The organism is Edaphobacter sp. FHG110511_03 (genome assembly GCF_059115365.1).
Genome location: NZ_JBZYWL010000017.1, coordinates 20190 through 35842 on the forward strand (window position 1 = coordinate 20190; position 15653 = coordinate 35842).

General features: G+C 56.8%; 14 protein-coding genes. 8 read left to right on the forward strand and 6 right to left on the reverse strand.

Annotation, left to right across the window (positions count from 1 at the left end):
- Positions 1-16 precede the first annotated feature (16 nt).
- The gene (locus AC5S26_RS28850) at positions 17-574 is read left to right on the forward strand and encodes a hypothetical protein (RefSeq protein ID WP_494188402.1); all 558 of its coding nucleotides are present in this window, start codon (positions 17-19) and stop codon (positions 572-574) included.
- Positions 575-1091: 517 nt separating this feature from the next.
- On the opposite strand, the gene AC5S26_RS28855 is transcribed toward AC5S26_RS28850, so the two are convergent.
- From AC5S26_RS28855 to AC5S26_RS28875, 5 genes are all read right to left on the reverse strand, one after another.
- Complete coding sequence (locus AC5S26_RS28855; protein ID WP_494188403.1) at positions 1092-1844, reverse strand: carboxymuconolactone decarboxylase family protein; 753 nt, start codon at positions 1842-1844, stop codon at positions 1092-1094.
- 28 nt (positions 1845-1872) lie between these two features.
- On the reverse strand, positions 1873-2841 hold the full coding sequence (locus AC5S26_RS28860; RefSeq protein ID WP_494188404.1) for a glycyl-radical enzyme activating protein: 969 nt from the start codon (positions 2839-2841) through the stop codon (positions 1873-1875).
- A gap of 4 nt (positions 2842-2845) precedes the next feature.
- The gene (locus tag AC5S26_RS28865; protein WP_494188405.1) at positions 2846-4006 is read right to left on the reverse strand and encodes a 6-phosphofructokinase; all 1161 of its coding nucleotides are present in this window, start codon (positions 4004-4006) and stop codon (positions 2846-2848) included.
- A gap of 136 nt (positions 4007-4142) precedes the next feature.
- On the reverse strand, positions 4143-4964 hold the full coding sequence (locus AC5S26_RS28870) for an SDR family NAD(P)-dependent oxidoreductase (protein WP_494188406.1): 822 nt from the start codon (positions 4962-4964) through the stop codon (positions 4143-4145).
- Between the two features lie 46 nt (positions 4965-5010).
- Positions 5011-7509, reverse strand: a complete 2499-nt coding sequence (locus AC5S26_RS28875) for a glycyl radical protein (RefSeq protein ID WP_494188407.1) — start codon at positions 7507-7509, stop codon at positions 5011-5013.
- A 778-nt stretch (positions 7510-8287) separates the two neighbouring features.
- Between AC5S26_RS28875 and AC5S26_RS28880 the strand changes: the two genes are divergently transcribed.
- The 6 genes from AC5S26_RS28880 (at position 8288) to AC5S26_RS28905 (ending at position 13632) form a co-directional block, all read left to right on the forward strand.
- Positions 8288-9337, forward strand: a complete 1050-nt coding sequence (locus AC5S26_RS28880) for a glucose 1-dehydrogenase (RefSeq protein ID WP_494188408.1) — start codon at positions 8288-8290, stop codon at positions 9335-9337.
- 225 nt (positions 9338-9562) lie between these two features.
- The gene (locus AC5S26_RS28885) at positions 9563-10390 is read left to right on the forward strand and encodes an MIP/aquaporin family protein (protein WP_494188409.1); all 828 of its coding nucleotides are present in this window, start codon (positions 9563-9565) and stop codon (positions 10388-10390) included.
- A gap of 327 nt (positions 10391-10717) precedes the next feature.
- Positions 10718-11914 carry a hypothetical protein gene (locus AC5S26_RS28890; protein ID WP_494188410.1) on the forward strand — a complete coding sequence of 399 codons (1197 nt, stop codon included), beginning with the start codon at positions 10718-10720 and terminating at the stop codon, positions 11912-11914.
- Positions 11915-11965: 51 nt separating this feature from the next.
- Complete coding sequence (locus AC5S26_RS28895) at positions 11966-12184, forward strand: hypothetical protein (RefSeq protein WP_494188411.1); 219 nt, start codon at positions 11966-11968, stop codon at positions 12182-12184.
- Positions 12181-12648, forward strand: coding sequence for a hypothetical protein (locus AC5S26_RS28900; protein ID WP_494188412.1), 468 nt, complete (start codon positions 12181-12183; stop codon positions 12646-12648). Before AC5S26_RS28895 ends, AC5S26_RS28900 begins: the two co-directional genes overlap by 4 nt.
- A 69-nt stretch (positions 12649-12717) precedes the next feature.
- Positions 12718-13632, forward strand: coding sequence for a mechanosensitive ion channel family protein (locus AC5S26_RS28905; RefSeq protein WP_494188413.1), 915 nt, complete (start codon positions 12718-12720; stop codon positions 13630-13632).
- Between the two features lie 441 nt (positions 13633-14073).
- Here the strand turns inward: AC5S26_RS28905 and AC5S26_RS28910 are convergent, their stop codons facing one another.
- Positions 14074-14742 (reverse strand): hypothetical protein, encoded by a 669-nt coding sequence (locus AC5S26_RS28910; RefSeq protein ID WP_494188414.1) that lies wholly within the window; start codon positions 14740-14742, stop codon positions 14074-14076.
- Between the two features lie 201 nt (positions 14743-14943).
- On the opposite strand from AC5S26_RS28910, the gene AC5S26_RS28915 reads away from it, so the two are divergent.
- Positions 14944-15441: a DMP19 family protein gene (locus AC5S26_RS28915; protein WP_494188415.1), complete on the forward strand. Its 498-nt coding sequence runs from the start codon at positions 14944-14946 to the stop codon at positions 15439-15441.
- The last annotated feature ends 212 nt before the right edge of the window (positions 15442-15653 follow it).

The window sequence follows — 15653 nt, forward strand, 5'->3', positions numbered from 1 at the left end:
ATAAAGGAGTCCTGAGATGACCGTAGATAACGTTCCGATGTCTCGGCTGCGGCGCGTGAAGACGATAGCTTATGCTGAATTCAAACAGTTTCTTGTAATCTTCGTCTACCTTTGGGTCGTTTTTGGCTTGTTATCTATTCACAAAAGCATCATTCTGTCTGAGTACAAATTGGATTACCCGGAACAGACTTTTGCGATTATCAATGCGTTTATTTTTGCCAAGGTCCTGCTCATTGGCGAGCATTTTGGTCTTGGGACGAAATTAAGTCATAAGCCCCTCATCTATCCTATTCTGCACAAGTCCTTCATCTTTACCTTAGTAATCATCTGCTTTCACGTCGTAGAGAGCATACTGGTGGGTCTATGGCACGGGAATACGGTCGCGAATAGCCTTCCGACGATGGGGGATGGGAGGATAAAGGGGATTCTGTCGGTAGGAACGGTGTGCTTTGTGGTGCTCTTACCTTTCATTGCATTCAGAGAAGTCGGTCGAGTGATTGGACATAAAGAATTGTGGTCCCTAATCCTCGAGCCGCGAAAAAGTAATCCCAGGCTGACATCCGGAGTCTCATAACTCATCTATAGAATTGGATTACAGCGCCGCGAATTCCCAGTAGCTGTTGAAAGCAATGTAAAACACCAATTCTCTTTTCAGGATCTCCGCGCTCAGGGCAAGACTGTCTTCGCTCTCGAAAAGGAGTCGATCGATTTGCGACGCATCCCGAGAATAGACGCTGAAATTGACACCACCTTGTTCTACTGAGGCACCCAGCGGCGCACTTCGTCCTAACGTGGACAAAGTTTCGGAGCTTTAGATTTGTTATCTGATCCGATTGGCATTGTTCACATTTTCCGCTCACCATAGATTGCTGAAATCCCATTTGTTGGAACTCACGATCTACATCACGGCTAGTAGCCGTGGAAGGGCTTGCCTTTCCCAGACCCTTCAACAAGTTCTTGGCTACTGCCTCTCCGATTCGACCTCCCCGACGGATTGCACGTGACGGAATATGTCTCTTAGCCTTTTTGCACACGGCATGGGAAATTTAGCCTAACTTTCACGATGCCTTCTCCATCTCCATCTCCGTCTCTCATGCTCGGTTGGCGAGTTCTTGGGCTAGAATCGGCACGCCAAGATTGCACGCCTGAACGCCGTGGGACACGCAGAGCTTTAATACCTCGAAGATCTCTTCCACGGTTGCACCTGCCTTCAACGCGTTCTGAATATGACGGCGCGTGCCGGGAGCGTACATGTGCGTGTACGATGCGTCGAACGCGATACTCAAAAGTTCGATGTCCTTCGGCGGGAGAACGCCGCAAGAATAAATCTCAACACCGACCGCCATGAACTGATCGGTCCAAACCGGGTCGATGTCGAAAGAGGGATCCCACGCGACGTTCCATTGGCCAAGGGCCCGCATCTTGTCCACGGCAGGGGTCGCTGGGCTGCCAGATCGCGGGGCCGCGGTAACACCTGCACTTTTGGCTTCTTCCACGAGCATCGGTGCGCCCAAGCTGCACGAATGAAACCCCAGGACGGAGGCGCACTTAAGCACCAACAGGATTTCATCTTTCGTCGCGCCGGCCGAAAGCGCGGCGCGAATATGGCGGCGCGTTGCGTCAGGAATCAGGTTTGTGCAGGCGGCGTTCAAGGCCACTCCAATCAACTCGACTAGCTTGCGCGGCAGTACAACGGAATTCCATGGACTTGTGCTCATCTTCACACAGGCCTCGGCCCATCGAGGATCCCATTCGCGCAATTGGTCTACCGCGGCATCCCACGGACCGGTTTCCGACTGCGAGCTGACTTGTTCCCTCGGTGCACTGGCTTCCTTGGTTGTCATGATTATCCCTTCGACTAGATTCTGGTTGTTAGCCTTTTATCGGCGCTCGGTTACGGCCAAAGGCTTCATCGATGATGGCTTGCAAATGCGCGAGCGACTCCGGTGTGAGCGATTTGAAGTCCTCCATTTCAAAGACGCGGCCGAGGAATTCATACTTTGCCTCGCCGTACCGGTGATAGGGCAGCAGTTCGTAGTCGATGACGTTGGGGTGCGGGCGGATGAAGGCGAGTACCGCGCGAATGTGCTCCTCGTCGTCGTTCACACCGGGAATGAGCGGCGTGCGTGCGATGAACTTCGTGTTCGGAAACATTTCGTAGGCCCGTTTGAAATTGTCGCGGATGCGGGAGTTATCCGCGCCGCACCATTTCTTGTGGCGCTCGGGATCGGTGAGCTTGTGGTCGTGCAGCATCACATCGACGTGCGGGAGCACCTTCTCGTAGTTCGCCCACGGGACATTGCCGGCGGTTTCGATCGCGGTGTTGATTCCACGCCGGTGCGCCTCGGCGAGCAGCGCCGCGCAGAAATCGGCCTGCACCGTGCATTCGCCGCCACTGAGCGTGATGCCGCCGCCGGACTCGTGGTAAAAGCTGCCGTCCTGCTCCACCTCCGCGAGCACCTGATCCACGGTCATTTCGTCGCCAAACATGTGCAGCGCTTGCGTGGGACATACCGCCGCGGTTTCGGCGCCACAGTCAGCGGCCAGATCCCAGTTCACATGGACACGGTCGTCGGTGCCGTCGATAACATAGAACGCACCTTCCGGACAGGGAGGTTTAAGACAAAGTCCGCACTCCTTTTTGCCGATGCACTTCGCCCGGTTGTAGGCGAGTTCCGGCCTCCGATAAATGCTCTCGGGATTGCTGCACCACTTGCAACGCAGGGAGCAGGCCTTGAGAAAGACGGTCGTTCGAATCCCCGGACCGTCATGCGTGCAGAAGTGCTGGATGTTCAGCACGTTGCCCTTCAGAGACGTTTGGTTGGCAATCAGAACATCCATAGCGTTAGTCTCCAAGAGCGACGCCTAGCGACCGCGCGATCTGCATGAACACGCTGTCCGGCGGCACGGTACGAACTTTGTTGATGGCCTCGGCGAGCGGCACAAATTTCAAGACTGGCGGCTGGAACGACACCATTACACCCGTCTGATTTTCGTGGATAGCACGTACTGCTGCCGCGCCGTAGCCGAGACCGAGCTGGCGGTCCACGGCTGTAGCCGGACCACCCTTGGCCAATTGTCCCAGCACCAGTGGATATGTTTCGTGATTGATAAGCCGCTGAAGTTCCAGGGCCACTGTTTCCGCCGCATAACCTGAATGGTCAATAACGTGGGAACTTGCCACGCCCGTCGCGCCAGGCGAAAGCGATGATTTGAGCGAGTCTGTCGCAGGCGTGCTCGATTGCGGCTGTGAGCCGTTAATTGGCACAGCCCCTTCGGCCACGACGACTAAGCCATACGTCCGGTCCGACTTCAGTTTTGCTCGAAGCGTTGCCGCTACTTTATGCAAGTCATAGGGAATTTCTGGAATGAGGACGACGTCGGCGCACGCGGCCATCCCGGACTGAAGGGCCAGCCAGCCCGTGTGTTCTCCCGGCACTTCGACAATGCCGATCTTGCGTGCGGATTGCGCGGCCTGGCGACTGTGTTCGAGCATCTCAATCGCAAAGCTCAAAGCGCTATTAAATCCAAATGATAAATCGGTGGCCGCGACCTGGTTCTCGGCGGACTTGGGCACACAGACCGTCCTGAGTCCCTTGCGATGGAGTTTCAGTAGGATGCTCAACCCCGAAGCGTCCACGATGGAGATGACGGCATCAATCCGTTCCTGTTGAACGGACGCCAATAATTCCACCGAGCGATCCACTTCCTCGACGCAGTTGTCCGGGTTGACGGTGCGGACGTGAAACGGATCAGTGCTTGAAGCCGTACCCAGAACGCAGCCCGTTGCGCCCGCGAGACTCTCCATCAACTGCGGCGTCAGCTTCAACAAACCGCCTTGGGGATAGCGTTCGGGAAAGAGTGACCCCTCGTAGCCATCGCGGATGCCAATGACTTCCCATCCAAGTTCGCCGGCTGCCAGCACCGCGCCGGTGATCACCGAATTAATTCCGGGAACGTAGCCACCACCGGTATTTATGGCAATGCGTTTCGTTTGCGTTGTCATGATTCTCTTTTTCTTACTTCACAAACGGTGTCGGGACCGGTATCAGTGTGGGCATCGCCTTGTTATCGATATCGCCCTTCCCCATTCAATTCGGTTCCGATAGCGATTCGGCCGATCAGGAAGTCCTAAGCTCCTGTTAGTGCCCGGCGGCGGATTTTAGATCTGTCATTCTTTGCCGCACCACGGCCCGCAGATCCTCTCCGAAACCGGTGAGGGCCCCGCCGTCAACGGGGATCATCTGGCCGGTGATCATGGCCGCTCGATCGCTCGCCAGAAAGCTCACTGTCTCTCCAATATCTTCGATGGTGCTGAAACGCCCCAGGGGAATTAATCTCTTGACGGTCATTTCCCTGTACTCGGGCGTGGTCCCCTGTTCCATCAGCGGCGTTTGAACTGCGCCGGGACAAACCGTATTGACCGTGATATTCGAATCCGCAAGCTCCCATGCCAAATGCTGGCAGAGGCCTGCTTGGCCGTGTTTGGATGCGGTGTATTCAACGCCTCCGAAAAAGGCAATTCTTATGGATGCCGTCGAGCCAATGTTGATGATACGGCCCTTGTTCTGCTTCATCATCTGCGGGATTACCGCCTGACAGCAGAGAAAAGTACCCTTCAAGTTGACGTTCAACACACGGTCCCAAGCGTCCTCTGCAAGCTCCATTGTCAGGACCGGATGGCTTTCAATGCCGGCATTATTGACCAGGATGTCGATGGCACCGAACTGCTTGATGGTTCCGGCAGCCAATGCGGCCACTTCGGCCTTCTTGCTGACGTCAGCCCCGATGGCAATGGCCTTTCCCCCCGAGGACACGATCTTTCTTACAACGTCCACGCATTCCTCAGCTTTTCTGGAATTCACCACGACGTTTGCGCCCTCACGGGCGAGAACCATGGCGATCCCTTCGCCGATACCTCTTCCCGAACCTGTCACGATTGCGGTCTTCCCTTTGAGCTCCATGCTTTCCCTCCGTCGATTTTGTTGTCTAAAGGATTCAGGCCGTGTACTACATTTTCTCTTCCGTACGCGAAATGATCTCCATCTGCTGCGGGGGAGAAAGGTCCACGAAATACGCGGAGTAGCCAGCAATGCGCACGATCAGGCTTCGGTATTTTTCCGGGTCCTTCTGGGCCGCAAGCAGCGTCTCGCGGTTCAGGATGTTGAACTGGACATGCCAGTGCTTCAGACTGCACCAGGCCCGGACGAGCTGCATCAGTCGGCGCGTCCCTTCTTCTCCGGCCACGTTGGCGGGGCTGAACTTCAGGTTGATCAGGTCGCCTTCCTTCTCGCGGTAGCTCAGGTTCCGGCCCCTGGCCATAGAGCTGAGCGCCACCGTGGGACCCTTGACGTCCATGCCATGGGAGGCCGAGATGCCCTCGGACAGATACTCATGGGCCGGTCTTCCATTGGGTGTTGCCCAGGTCACCTTGCCCATCGGGACATGGAAGGTGATGGGGATCTGGCGCATCTGGAAGGGCTGGTCGTGGGGCTTGGGGTGCTGGTGCAGGAACTCCAGCAGGAAAGTTTCCATATCGAGCCCGATGGCATCGACCCAATCGATGCCGTTGCCATACTTGGGCGCGTTCAGGCAGAGCTGCCGGACGGCTTCGTGGCCTTCCCAGTTGGCCTCGATCCCCGTCAGAAGCTGGTCCCAGGTGAGCCTCTTGGTGTCGAAGATGAGGTGCTTAACGGCGGCCAGGCTGTCAATCGCGGTGGCTTTGCCAAAGGCGCAACAAATGGAGATGTCAATCGCGCCGGGCATATAGTCGCCGTGCGTGTGCAGGTCGCGGCAATGCTCCATTGCGATATCGCTCAGCATGGACGTCGCGGGCGAGGCGAAGTACTGCGCCGTGATCTGCATGGCGACATGCTGCTGAATCAACGCATGCCAGGCCAGATGGCGAAACTGCGCGCAGAACGCCTTCCAGACCTGGTCATAGCTCGTCCAGGTCCGCGGATCGCCCGTCTGCACTCCGAACTGAGCGTCGTTGAAAACCTTGAGTTTGCCGTTGCGGAATGTCATTTCGACGACCGAACCGTAGTTGAGGCCGCCGTTGCCGGTGACGTTCGTCTCCCGGTTGGGCAGGCGGGTTTCACAACAACCTGAAACGCTCCAGTCCAGAGCCTCCTTGAGCGATGCGCCGTTGGCGAGATAGAAGGGAATGATCATCTCGTCGTTCAACAGCTTCGGGAATCCCTTGCCGTCCTTGATGACTTCCGCGACGTGATGCAAAAGGCTGTCGGGAGTATTGGCGTGGATCCGGATGCACGGTTCGGGACACGTGAGCGACAGCGCACGGGTCGATTCGAGGATGAGGTGTGTCAGGTCGTTGGTCGCGTCCTTGCCGTCCGGCGTTTGGCCCCCGAGACAGACGTCCTCGAACTTGGCAAACCCTTCCGCGCCGGCCGCCGTCACGGGGTTCATCTTGATCTCCACGCACTGCGCCATGTTCAGCCAGAGACAGTGCAGCAACTCCATCGCGGACTCCTTCGTGATCCGCCCCTCGGCCAGGTCCTTCTCGTAGAACGGCCACAGGTATTGGTCCATACGGCCCTGTCCCATGGCGCACGAGGTCTGCTCGATGCGGTTGAACATCTGGCCCCACCACTCCGACTGGAGCGCTTCCCGGAACGTGCGTGCCGGGTTCTCCGGAACCCACTCGCAGATGTCGGCGATCTCCAGCAACTCCTGCTTCCGTGGAGCGTTCTGTTCCTTCGCCGCCAGTTCTCTCGCGAGTTGCGCGTAACGCCTGGACCAGGTGGTCATGCCGTCGCAGGTCATGACAACGGCCTCGAGGAACGGCTTCTTGTAGACGATGTCCCGCGGCTCGGAGAGCGCGGCCAGCTTCGCCTGGGCCTCCTCGCGGATCCCTTTGACGCCGCGCGTCAGAATCTTCGAGAAATCGGGCGTCCAGTTCATCGAGTGGCGCATGGAACAGGACGCGAAGATGACGATCGTCTGCATGAGAAGGTTGTTTGGGTCCGGGCCGTACAACACGAACCGCGTTTCCTCAGGCAAGGACTTGATGAAATTGGAAGAGAAGTCCCTGCCCGCCCAGTAAGGCGTGAGGACCTCGCTGATGATCTTGTCATCCTCCTCTGTGACGGCGACATCGCCGGGCTTGCCTTTGTTCTTCTTGAACATTTCCACCCCGGCGGGCATGACGCTGCCGTCGAGCTCGGGATAGACGATGCCCCACTTTCCGAACCAGGTGTTGGGCCGCCCGACAATGAGCTCGTCCGGGAAGATCGTTATGGGCACCTTCTCGACAAAGTGTTTCAGCGCTTTAGCCCATCGCACGATAAGCGTTTGATTCTCGGTCTCCTTGAATGACTCGGTGAAGAGAACTGCGCGATCCAGCGTGACCCGCGGCGGGCCATAAGCGCGAATCGACTCATACAGCCTCTCAACCCGGTCCGTTACAGTTCCGTGAATTACATTTTTTCCTGTTGCGATAGCGTGTTCTTGCGCCGAAAGTACTGCCCCTGTTGTGGCTGTGCTCATAGTAATTTCTCCCTCCCGGTTGCCCCGACAAGCGTCCAACTCCTCTTGGCCCCCATTGCCTTTTGCGCCGCAGAGAAAATACCCGGAATCAGCGCAGTCGTGCTCAAGTGCAAGAACGCGGAAAGGCGTGTCTCAATCCTCGCTGCTCACAAACGGACTGGAGCTACACTTTGCACCACCGGGAATATAAGAACAACTGGGAATTTGCCTAGGTGCGGATTGAAATGTCAGTTACCACATTTTCTTGTGCTCGCATTTGAACGGGGGCCTGTCATACCCGCCGTTAGCCGGCATTTGCCCAAATCATCGCAGCAAGCTTTGCGATTGGTGTTACAGCTCGGAAATTCCAGTGGAAAAGTAACATCCCAAACAGAATGGCAAACTTACAGCCATTTGGTATTTGCAGAATGGCTTTCCGGCCACAAAAATAAGCGGCCATGTGCAATTCGATTCGGCCTAGGAATTCTCCTAGTTGCTCCCGTGACGCTCGACATTCATTCTCAAAATGTATTCCAGTCGGCGCCTTCGGTGAGCCGGGTGCGCACATCGTACTCGTCATTAATGCAGCCTTGACGGACAAATGGGTCGTCTTTTTTTGCCTTAAGAGGTCTAAGGGAGCTTTATGAATTTTGCAATGCATGATCAATCAACATCGCGAGTGCGAAACAGAAGAAATATGGCATATCCGCAACAGGGCGTGTTCCAGAAACTGAACGTCGTCCATCGTGGCTAGGAATGTTCGGTCGATTGCCTACTTCGGAGCAATGGGAGAGACCAAATGAAAGCGATTACCGTAGAGCCGAAGAAACCGGGGACCTCACAACTGGAGGACATCCCGGAGCCCGATGTGAGCGATGGCTCGGTGTTGGTGGAAGCCGTAGCCGTTGGAGTTTGCGGGACCGACGTCGAGATCGTGGAAGGCAATTACGGCTGGGCCCCTGAGGGCAAGGCGCGCCTCGTGCTAGGCCACGAATCCCTTGGCCGAGTGGTAGAACCCGGCCCAACCGGCGGGCTCCGGAAGGGTGATTTGGTGAGTGGAATCGTACGCCGTCCAGATCCCGTTCCTTGCCCGAACTGCGCGGTGGGCGAGTGGGACATGTGTCGCAACGGCCAGTACACCGAGCGTGGCATAAAGCAGATCGACGGCTTCATGTCTGAGCGCTGGCGGATCGAACCCGAATACGTGATGAAGGTTGACCGTTCCCTCGGGCTCCTGGGCGTGCTGCTCGAGCCCACAACGGTTGTCGCGAAGGCATGGGAGCAGGTCATCGCGGTCGGCCAGCGCGCCTTCTGGGAGCCGCGGACAGTGCTCGTGACCGGAGCTGGGCCAATCGGTCTTCTCGCCGCCCTTCTTGGAAAGCAGAGAGGGATGGAAGTCCACGTCCTCGACCGGATCGAAGCGGGGTCCAAGCCTGAACTCGTGCGCGCACTCGGCGCAACCTACCACGTCGGCACAGTTGCAGGCGTCGGATTCGAATCGGACGTCATCATCGAATGCACCGGCGTCGGGCAGATCATAGCCGACTCAATTCGGGCCATTGGGGCTGGTGGCATCGTGTGTCTGACCGGCGTTGGCACCGGCGGTGCCGCTATCGGGCCAGATACAGCAGACGTGGCGGCTGGGGCGGTGTTGCGGAACAACGTCGTTGTTGGCAGCGTCAATGCCAACAAGCGGCACTGGTATAAGGCAGGAGAATTTCTGGCCCGTGCGGACCGCTCGTGGCTGTCGCGTCTCGTGACTCGATCGGAGCGACCCGAAGACTTTATGCGGGCGTTAAAACGGCAATCAGACGACATTAAAGTCGTCGTCCAGTTCGCCGAGGTTTGATCTTCGGACGGCGAGCTCACGCCATTGAGCCCGTCAAGAGCATCAACAATCGCAAGTCGAGGGGAGTTTCAGCAATGCGAGGCTTGTGATTCGAGCCTATCGAGTTACGGACGCTTCAGAAGATACTCCTCGAAAGGTCTTGGCGTTCATTCCACGCTCGACGGTTCGCGTTCGCATCAGTTGGCGCTCTGGACTAACTCGGTCCTGTCAGGGGAGGACTCACACATGATGAAACATCAGAATGCTAGCCCATTCCCTTGGCAACTATGCTTTTCCGAATTCGTCGGTACGGCTCTGTTGGTCTTGGTTGGCCTGTCACTGGTCATTTTGATGTTTGGAACCGCCAGCCCCATCATCGGAATTGTGCCGAGCGAAGGGTTGAGACGGCTAATCACCGGATTCCTGTTTGGCACTACGGGAGCGTTGATTGCGCTGTCCCCTGTGGGAAGGGAAAGCGGAGCGCATATCAACCCGGTCGTTACGCTGGGGTTCTGGTTGATGCACAAGCTCAATACACGGACAGCCCTTGGTTATGGCGCGGCGCAGTTGGCAGGTGCGTGTGTGGGCGCCCTGCCACTTCTCGCCTGGGGTTCGATGGGTCGGAGCGTGGTATTCGGCGCTACTTTGCCGGGCGAAGGCTATTCCCTTGGGATTGTCTTGATGGGCGAAGCGGTCACTACGTTTGCCATGGTCTCTGGATTGTGCGTGTTTCTCGCGTTTCGAAACATTCGGCCATTCACCCCGGCAATGTTTCCCTTTCTCTATGCCGTGATGGTGTATGTAGAGTCACCGATATCGGGTACCAGCACGAATCCTGCTCGCAGCCTCGGTCCGGCGGTCATATCCGGAGCCTGGGACGGATGGTGGATTTATTGGGCTGGCCCGCTGATCGGTACTCTCGCAGCAATCTTTGCCTGCAGTTTCCTGGCGAAGCGCATCGAAGTGGCAAAGCTGTACTATTTTGACACCGATCCCGATCAGCTGCTTCACCGCGAATCGTTGCCATCGCGAACGACCCTGACGGCTAAATCAACAAACACGAGAATGCCATGAAAAGTCCCTGGCACTACCGTCCAAGGAGGGTCTCCAGTATCCCAACAGACTTTGACTCTGCCGTCAAACAAAGGTCGAATCAGGTGAAACACATTCTGATTCCTCGGCGACTTCTTTGTCCGCATGAGCTTCTACGACAATCAGCCCGTCGTCGGAGCCCCCACTAACAACCTCGGCGGCTCCACCATCGTGTGCTGGTCCTTTAACTAGGCTAAGATGGTCCGCACCTGATTCAGACCGCTTCTTCAGGCAGTCGCACCATTCAAGAGATTATCGGCAAATAGCTCCGCACCACAGCAACCCGAGGGGGAACCAGTGGAACCGCGCATGCCGCATATCGATCCGCATAATTACTCAAAGACCCGCCCCTTCCTTCTCATGGAGGGAGGCCCCTTCTATCGCATCGAACGGCGCGTCGGTCTCATCAAGGCCAACACTTCTTTCGCCATGCGTCGTGCCCTCTTGGCCGCCGGCCTCACCTGGTTTGTCCTTCTCATCCTCTCCGCTCTCCACGGCGATGCGTTCGGCAAGACGGTGACAATGCCCTTCCTTTACGACTTCAGCACTTACAGCCGCTTTCTCATCGCCGTTCCGTTGTTTCTTCTCGCCGAAATGGTGCTCGGCCCGCGCATCGCAGAAACCGTAGAGCACTTCCTGCTGGCCAGCATCGTCACCGATAGCGATTTCGGCAAATTCGACGCCGCCATCGAAAGAAGCCTGCGCCTCCGCGATTCCGTCTTCGCCGAGATCATCATCGTGGTTCTCGCTTACATCCTCACCTTCACCGGCTTCCGGCAACTCGCCGTTCCCATCTCCACCTGGTACGCCACGCCGTCCGCGACCGGCGGCTTCGTCCTCACCTGGGCAGGCTGGTGGTTCATCCTCTTCTGCGTGCCCCTGCTGCAGTTCCTCCTCTTGCGCTGGGTCTGGAGAATCTTTCTGTGGTTCCGCTTTCTCAACGAAGTAAGCAAACTCAATCTGCAATTGTTTCCCACGCACCCCGATCAGGAAGGCGGCCTCGGCTTCATCGGAGAGGCGCAGCGTTTCTTCGGCATCCTCTTCTTCGCCTACTCCTGCAGCGTCACCGGCGTCGTCGCCGACGAGATCATCTACGGAAAGATTCCGCTGCAGAACTTCGCCCCGGCCATCGCCGCCTATGTCATCTTCGTTGTGCTGCTCACTTCGGCCCCGCTCCTCGTCTTCACCAGGAAGCTGCTCGGCACCAAACGCATTGGCCTGCGGGAGTATGGCGTGCTGGCCACCGCCTACACCGGCTCCTTCCACCACAAATGGGTCCAGGGCGACAATCCCGAACAGGAAAACCTCCTCGGCACCTCCGATCTTCAATCGCTCGCCGATCTCAGCCACAGCTACGAGATCATCGAGCACATGAAACCCATCCCCATCGATCCGCGAACGCTCCTCCAGCTCGTCGTCCTAACGCTTCTGCCCATGGCCACGCTCCTGTTGACCATAATGCCCCTCAAGGATGTCCTCAAGCTGCTCATGAAAGTCGTGGTGTAAACCATACCGATAGCCGGCAGCCGCCGGACGTGACGGTGGGAGGAAGTGTATATGTTCGACCACATCCAGATCAAGGCCGGTTCAGCTCCGCGCCGTCTCCGCCTGTTCCCGCTCGTTCTTCTTACAGCGCTCGCAACCTCCAGCGCGCAACCCCCGCGTCACCAGAAATCAGCTTCGAAGACAGCTCACGCCGCCCCGACACCCCCCGCATCCACCCCAACCGCCGCTCCCGAGCCCACGCCCCCCCGTCCGATCCCTTCGGACGATTGACGCCCCGAGGCACCGTCCTCGGGTTCCTTCGCGCCGCAGAAAGTCAAGACTACGCCCGCGCAGCGAAGTATCTCGACACCAAGCTTCCCGAGCAGCTCGCCTCGCAGCTCAAAGCGCTTCTCGATCTCGGCGCCTTCACTGACCTCGAGTCCATTTCCCGCCAGCCCGAGGGCAACCTTCAGGATGAGCTTCGTGTCTCGCGCGAAAAAGCCGGCGTCATCACCACACCCGCAGGACAAATCAATATCTTGCTCGATCGCATCACCAGAACAGGCGAGTCCCCAATCTGGCTCTTCTCTAAAGAAACCCTCGATCGCGTTCCCTCCGCATACGCCAGCACCCAGCACCAGGACTTCTCCCGCTACTTCCCTGCATGGACCTCGCGCGTTCGCATCTTCTCCATCCCCCTCTGGCGATGGTCGGGATTTCTTGCCTTTTTTGTTCTGGCGTTAGTCCTCGCTTGACTTCTCTCCAGCCTCGTGCGCTGGATCCTGCGCCTCTTCCTTCGCCATCGCATGACACGGAATGTTGACATGGCCATCGCCGGGCTCAACGGTCCCACCTTCGGCCTGGTGCTGGCGATGCTCCAACGCATCGCCGGGGGTTACGCCATCACCGCCCTGGCCCGTCACTACTGGATCCTGTGCTCCATCTTCACCGCCGTCGTCAGCGCTGCATGGATGCTCATTCGCCTCACCGATATCTTCACCGCCTTCATCACCCACCGCCTTCTGCTGCAGCATCGAATTGAGCGCATCACCCTCCTCGGCATACTGACGAAGTTGTTCAAGATCCTCATCATTATTATCTTCGCCATCGCCCTGCTCAGCTTCGTGGGAGTCAACGTCTCAGCCCTCATCACGGGTCTCGGCATCGGCGGCCTCGCCATCGCCCTCGCCGCGCAGAAGACACTCGCCGACCTCTTCGGAGGAATCTCCATCGTGATGCGCGGCGCCGTCCGCGTCAACGACTTCTGCACCGTCGCCGGAAAGACCGGAACCGTCGAAGAGATTGGCATCAGCGCCATCCGCCTCCGCACCCTCGATCGCTCCGTCATTTCCATCCCCAACTCAAAAGTCGCCGAGATGGAGCTCGAAAACTTCACCATGCGCGATCAATTCTGGATCCATCAGACCTTCACCCTACGCTTCGACACGTCGCACGTCACCGTGCAAAGAGTTCTCGACGACATTCTCGACATCCTCACCCACCGACCCGATGTCGACGCCTCCACCGCGCGCATCCGCGTCCTCCGCCTCATCCCCGCAGGTCCCGAGATCGAGGTCTTCGCCTACTACGCCAAACCCGGCGGCGACTACAACTCCTTTCTCGTCGAGCAGGAAAAAGTCATCCTCGAGATGATGCGCCTCGTCGAAGAGGCTGGAACCAGCATGACCGCCCCCATCGGTGTCGTCCACCTCGACAGCGAACAATCAAGGCCATCTTAGCGACATCGATTCACGTGAAGTGCGGGACCACGCGTAAACAAGAAATTGTCCCTTGAGCCGTACTCGTCATCCTGGGAAAACGGTTCATTCCGAGAGAAGCATCCTGGACGAGAAACGCTGACCGCATCATTTATACGACCGCAATTGGTCGATGTCACAAGGGGATGACTTCACCGTTCTTGTCTGTGACTACGTAGTTTAGACTCCCAATCTCATGCAAGCTTCCGAGGTAAACAAGTCAACTAGGCCGTTGGTTGGCTCTGAAGGTCTGTGCGAACCCGCCCTTCTTTGAACCGGGGTTTTGAGAAAGTTCGCCGCCAATTGCTCGAAGCCCGTTTTGGGGAAGATCATGAACAACAGGCTGGTCAGCTGACCAAAACACCGCGTTCGCGAAGGTCGGGTTTTCGGCAACTAGGTACTCCTGTCGGCAGAATGCCACGACTAGGAGGCGTGCTTCGAGGCGTACTCGATTCCGAGTGCAGCCAAAATGACGAGAAGGTTGGCCAATAAGACAACAACGAGGACGTGACATGTGGCACGAACTTTTGTGACGTTGAGGGTCGATGAAAACCAGATTACCTCGACTGCTACGTACCAGCAAAAGGCCACGAGAAAGATCAGAAGTCCCGCAATCACATACGGTACTTTCTGGAACTCAACAAGCAGTCCCGCAATAGAAGCAACGAGTGCAAAAGGTGCGGCAATGAAACATTGACCATAGAAAAGTGGACGCAACGCCACCCGGTCAATGCGCTTGCCTTGGTGCTTCAGCAGATCAACAGCCATCAGCACAGGAAAGATGCTGAAGACCACGCCACGGAACAGCAGCACATCGGTATCTTTCGAGAGAAGGCCTGATAGTTTTATCTGTGGCTGAATGACCTTACCCAGCAAGGACGCAATCAATAGCGTGGTGAGGAGAAAGATAGGCGGATTGAACGTGTCCGTGTACTGTTCGTCATCAGGCTCAAGAAGCTCATGGTCCGAGTAGCGCAGCAGCTCAACAGGGTTCAAAACCGACCGAATGAAAGTTATTGGGTAAAAGACGATCCAGCCGACGACCTCATACAGGAAGTCGTCGAGGGATTTGAGCAACTTCATGAAGTCCATGCTGAGTTCCAGTCTGGTCTGAGTTGCCCTCGACTTTACCAGATTTGGCTAAGTACGTTGAGGTGGCCGTCTCCCCCTCGCCAGGTTGCTCGACATCATGCACAGTAGTGTTCACTCTCACGTGTGTGAGAATTCGAACTTGCCGAAATCTCCGTTTTCCATGCAGCTCGCTGTAAGATTAGTCACGTGGATACCAAGGATTTGCGAATTCCTCATTCTTCCGTCGTCGGACTTAATGACGAAGAGGTGTGCTGGGCGGTCGTTGATCCTATCTGGCCTACAGCCGAAACTAAAGATGAACTGGCCCTTCTTGATCAAGGCACCAAAGGGCAGCAGGCGATCTATGTCACGATGCTGTACGCCCAGGAAGTAGACAACGGCGGCTTGGCACAATTCTTCGGAAATTCCAGCGGAATGCTTTGGCAACATGTAAGAAGCGGGTTGCAGCTCCTTGGTGCCCAAGAGCAGATGGCTCTAATCACGGCTGCAATAGAAGCCTTTCCGCGAGGAGCGCCCTCAGCCGAACAGAGCGAGAGACGGGAGGCACTGCGAGAAATCACACAGGAACAACGAAATCTTTGGCGAGCGGGTGAGGGCCGAGTCTATGCTCTTGGCGGATTCTTTGCCGACCTCCGGCCGGTCTGGACGCGATACATACAAACTCACCCGGAAGATTTCTTTTTATCGAGCTACAGATAGAACACGCATTTCATCTCCTCCATCGTTACTTCCCTCGAAGTCGGGTTTTCGGCAGGTTCAACTGAAGTTGCCGAAATCCTCGTTTCAGGGAGTCACACAGGGATTACTTCCCGGAAGCCGACTTCCCGGAAGCCGACTAATGAGATGGTCCGCCGCTGTACCCTCCGCTGAGGCGGAGGATGTAAGCAGCGGTTTCAGAGGAGGATCATTGC

What these genes read in the sequence shown, in the direction of transcription:
- AC5S26_RS28860 (WP_494188404.1), bottom strand. Translation starts at nt 2,841, where the DNA reads ATGGATGTTCTGATTGCCAACCAAACGTCTCTGAAGGGCAACGTGCTG.
- AC5S26_RS28905 (WP_494188413.1), top strand. Translation starts at nt 12,718, where the DNA reads ATGGCCATCGCCGGGCTCAACGGTCCCACCTTCGGCCTGGTGCTGGCG.
- AC5S26_RS28875 (WP_494188407.1), bottom strand. Translation starts at nt 7,509, where the DNA reads ATGAGCACAGCCACAACAGGGGCAGTACTTTCGGCGCAAGAACACGCT.
- AC5S26_RS28895 (WP_494188411.1), top strand. Translation starts at nt 11,966, where the DNA reads ATGTTCGACCACATCCAGATCAAGGCCGGTTCAGCTCCGCGCCGTCTC.
- AC5S26_RS28870 (WP_494188406.1), bottom strand. Translation starts at nt 4,964, where the DNA reads ATGGAGCTCAAAGGGAAGACCGCAATCGTGACAGGTTCGGGAAGAGGT.
- AC5S26_RS28855 (WP_494188403.1), bottom strand. Translation starts at nt 1,844, where the DNA reads ATGACAACCAAGGAAGCCAGTGCACCGAGGGAACAAGTCAGCTCGCAG.
- AC5S26_RS28885 (WP_494188409.1), top strand. Translation starts at nt 9,563, where the DNA reads ATGATGAAACATCAGAATGCTAGCCCATTCCCTTGGCAACTATGCTTT.
- AC5S26_RS28880 (WP_494188408.1), top strand. Translation starts at nt 8,288, where the DNA reads ATGAAAGCGATTACCGTAGAGCCGAAGAAACCGGGGACCTCACAACTG.
- AC5S26_RS28865 (WP_494188405.1), bottom strand. Translation starts at nt 4,006, where the DNA reads ATGACAACGCAAACGAAACGCATTGCCATAAATACCGGTGGTGGCTAC.
- AC5S26_RS28910 (WP_494188414.1), bottom strand. Translation starts at nt 14,742, where the DNA reads ATGGACTTCATGAAGTTGCTCAAATCCCTCGACGACTTCCTGTATGAG.
- AC5S26_RS28850 (WP_494188402.1), top strand. Translation starts at nt 17, where the DNA reads ATGACCGTAGATAACGTTCCGATGTCTCGGCTGCGGCGCGTGAAGACG.
- AC5S26_RS28890 (WP_494188410.1), top strand. Translation starts at nt 10,718, where the DNA reads ATGCCGCATATCGATCCGCATAATTACTCAAAGACCCGCCCCTTCCTT.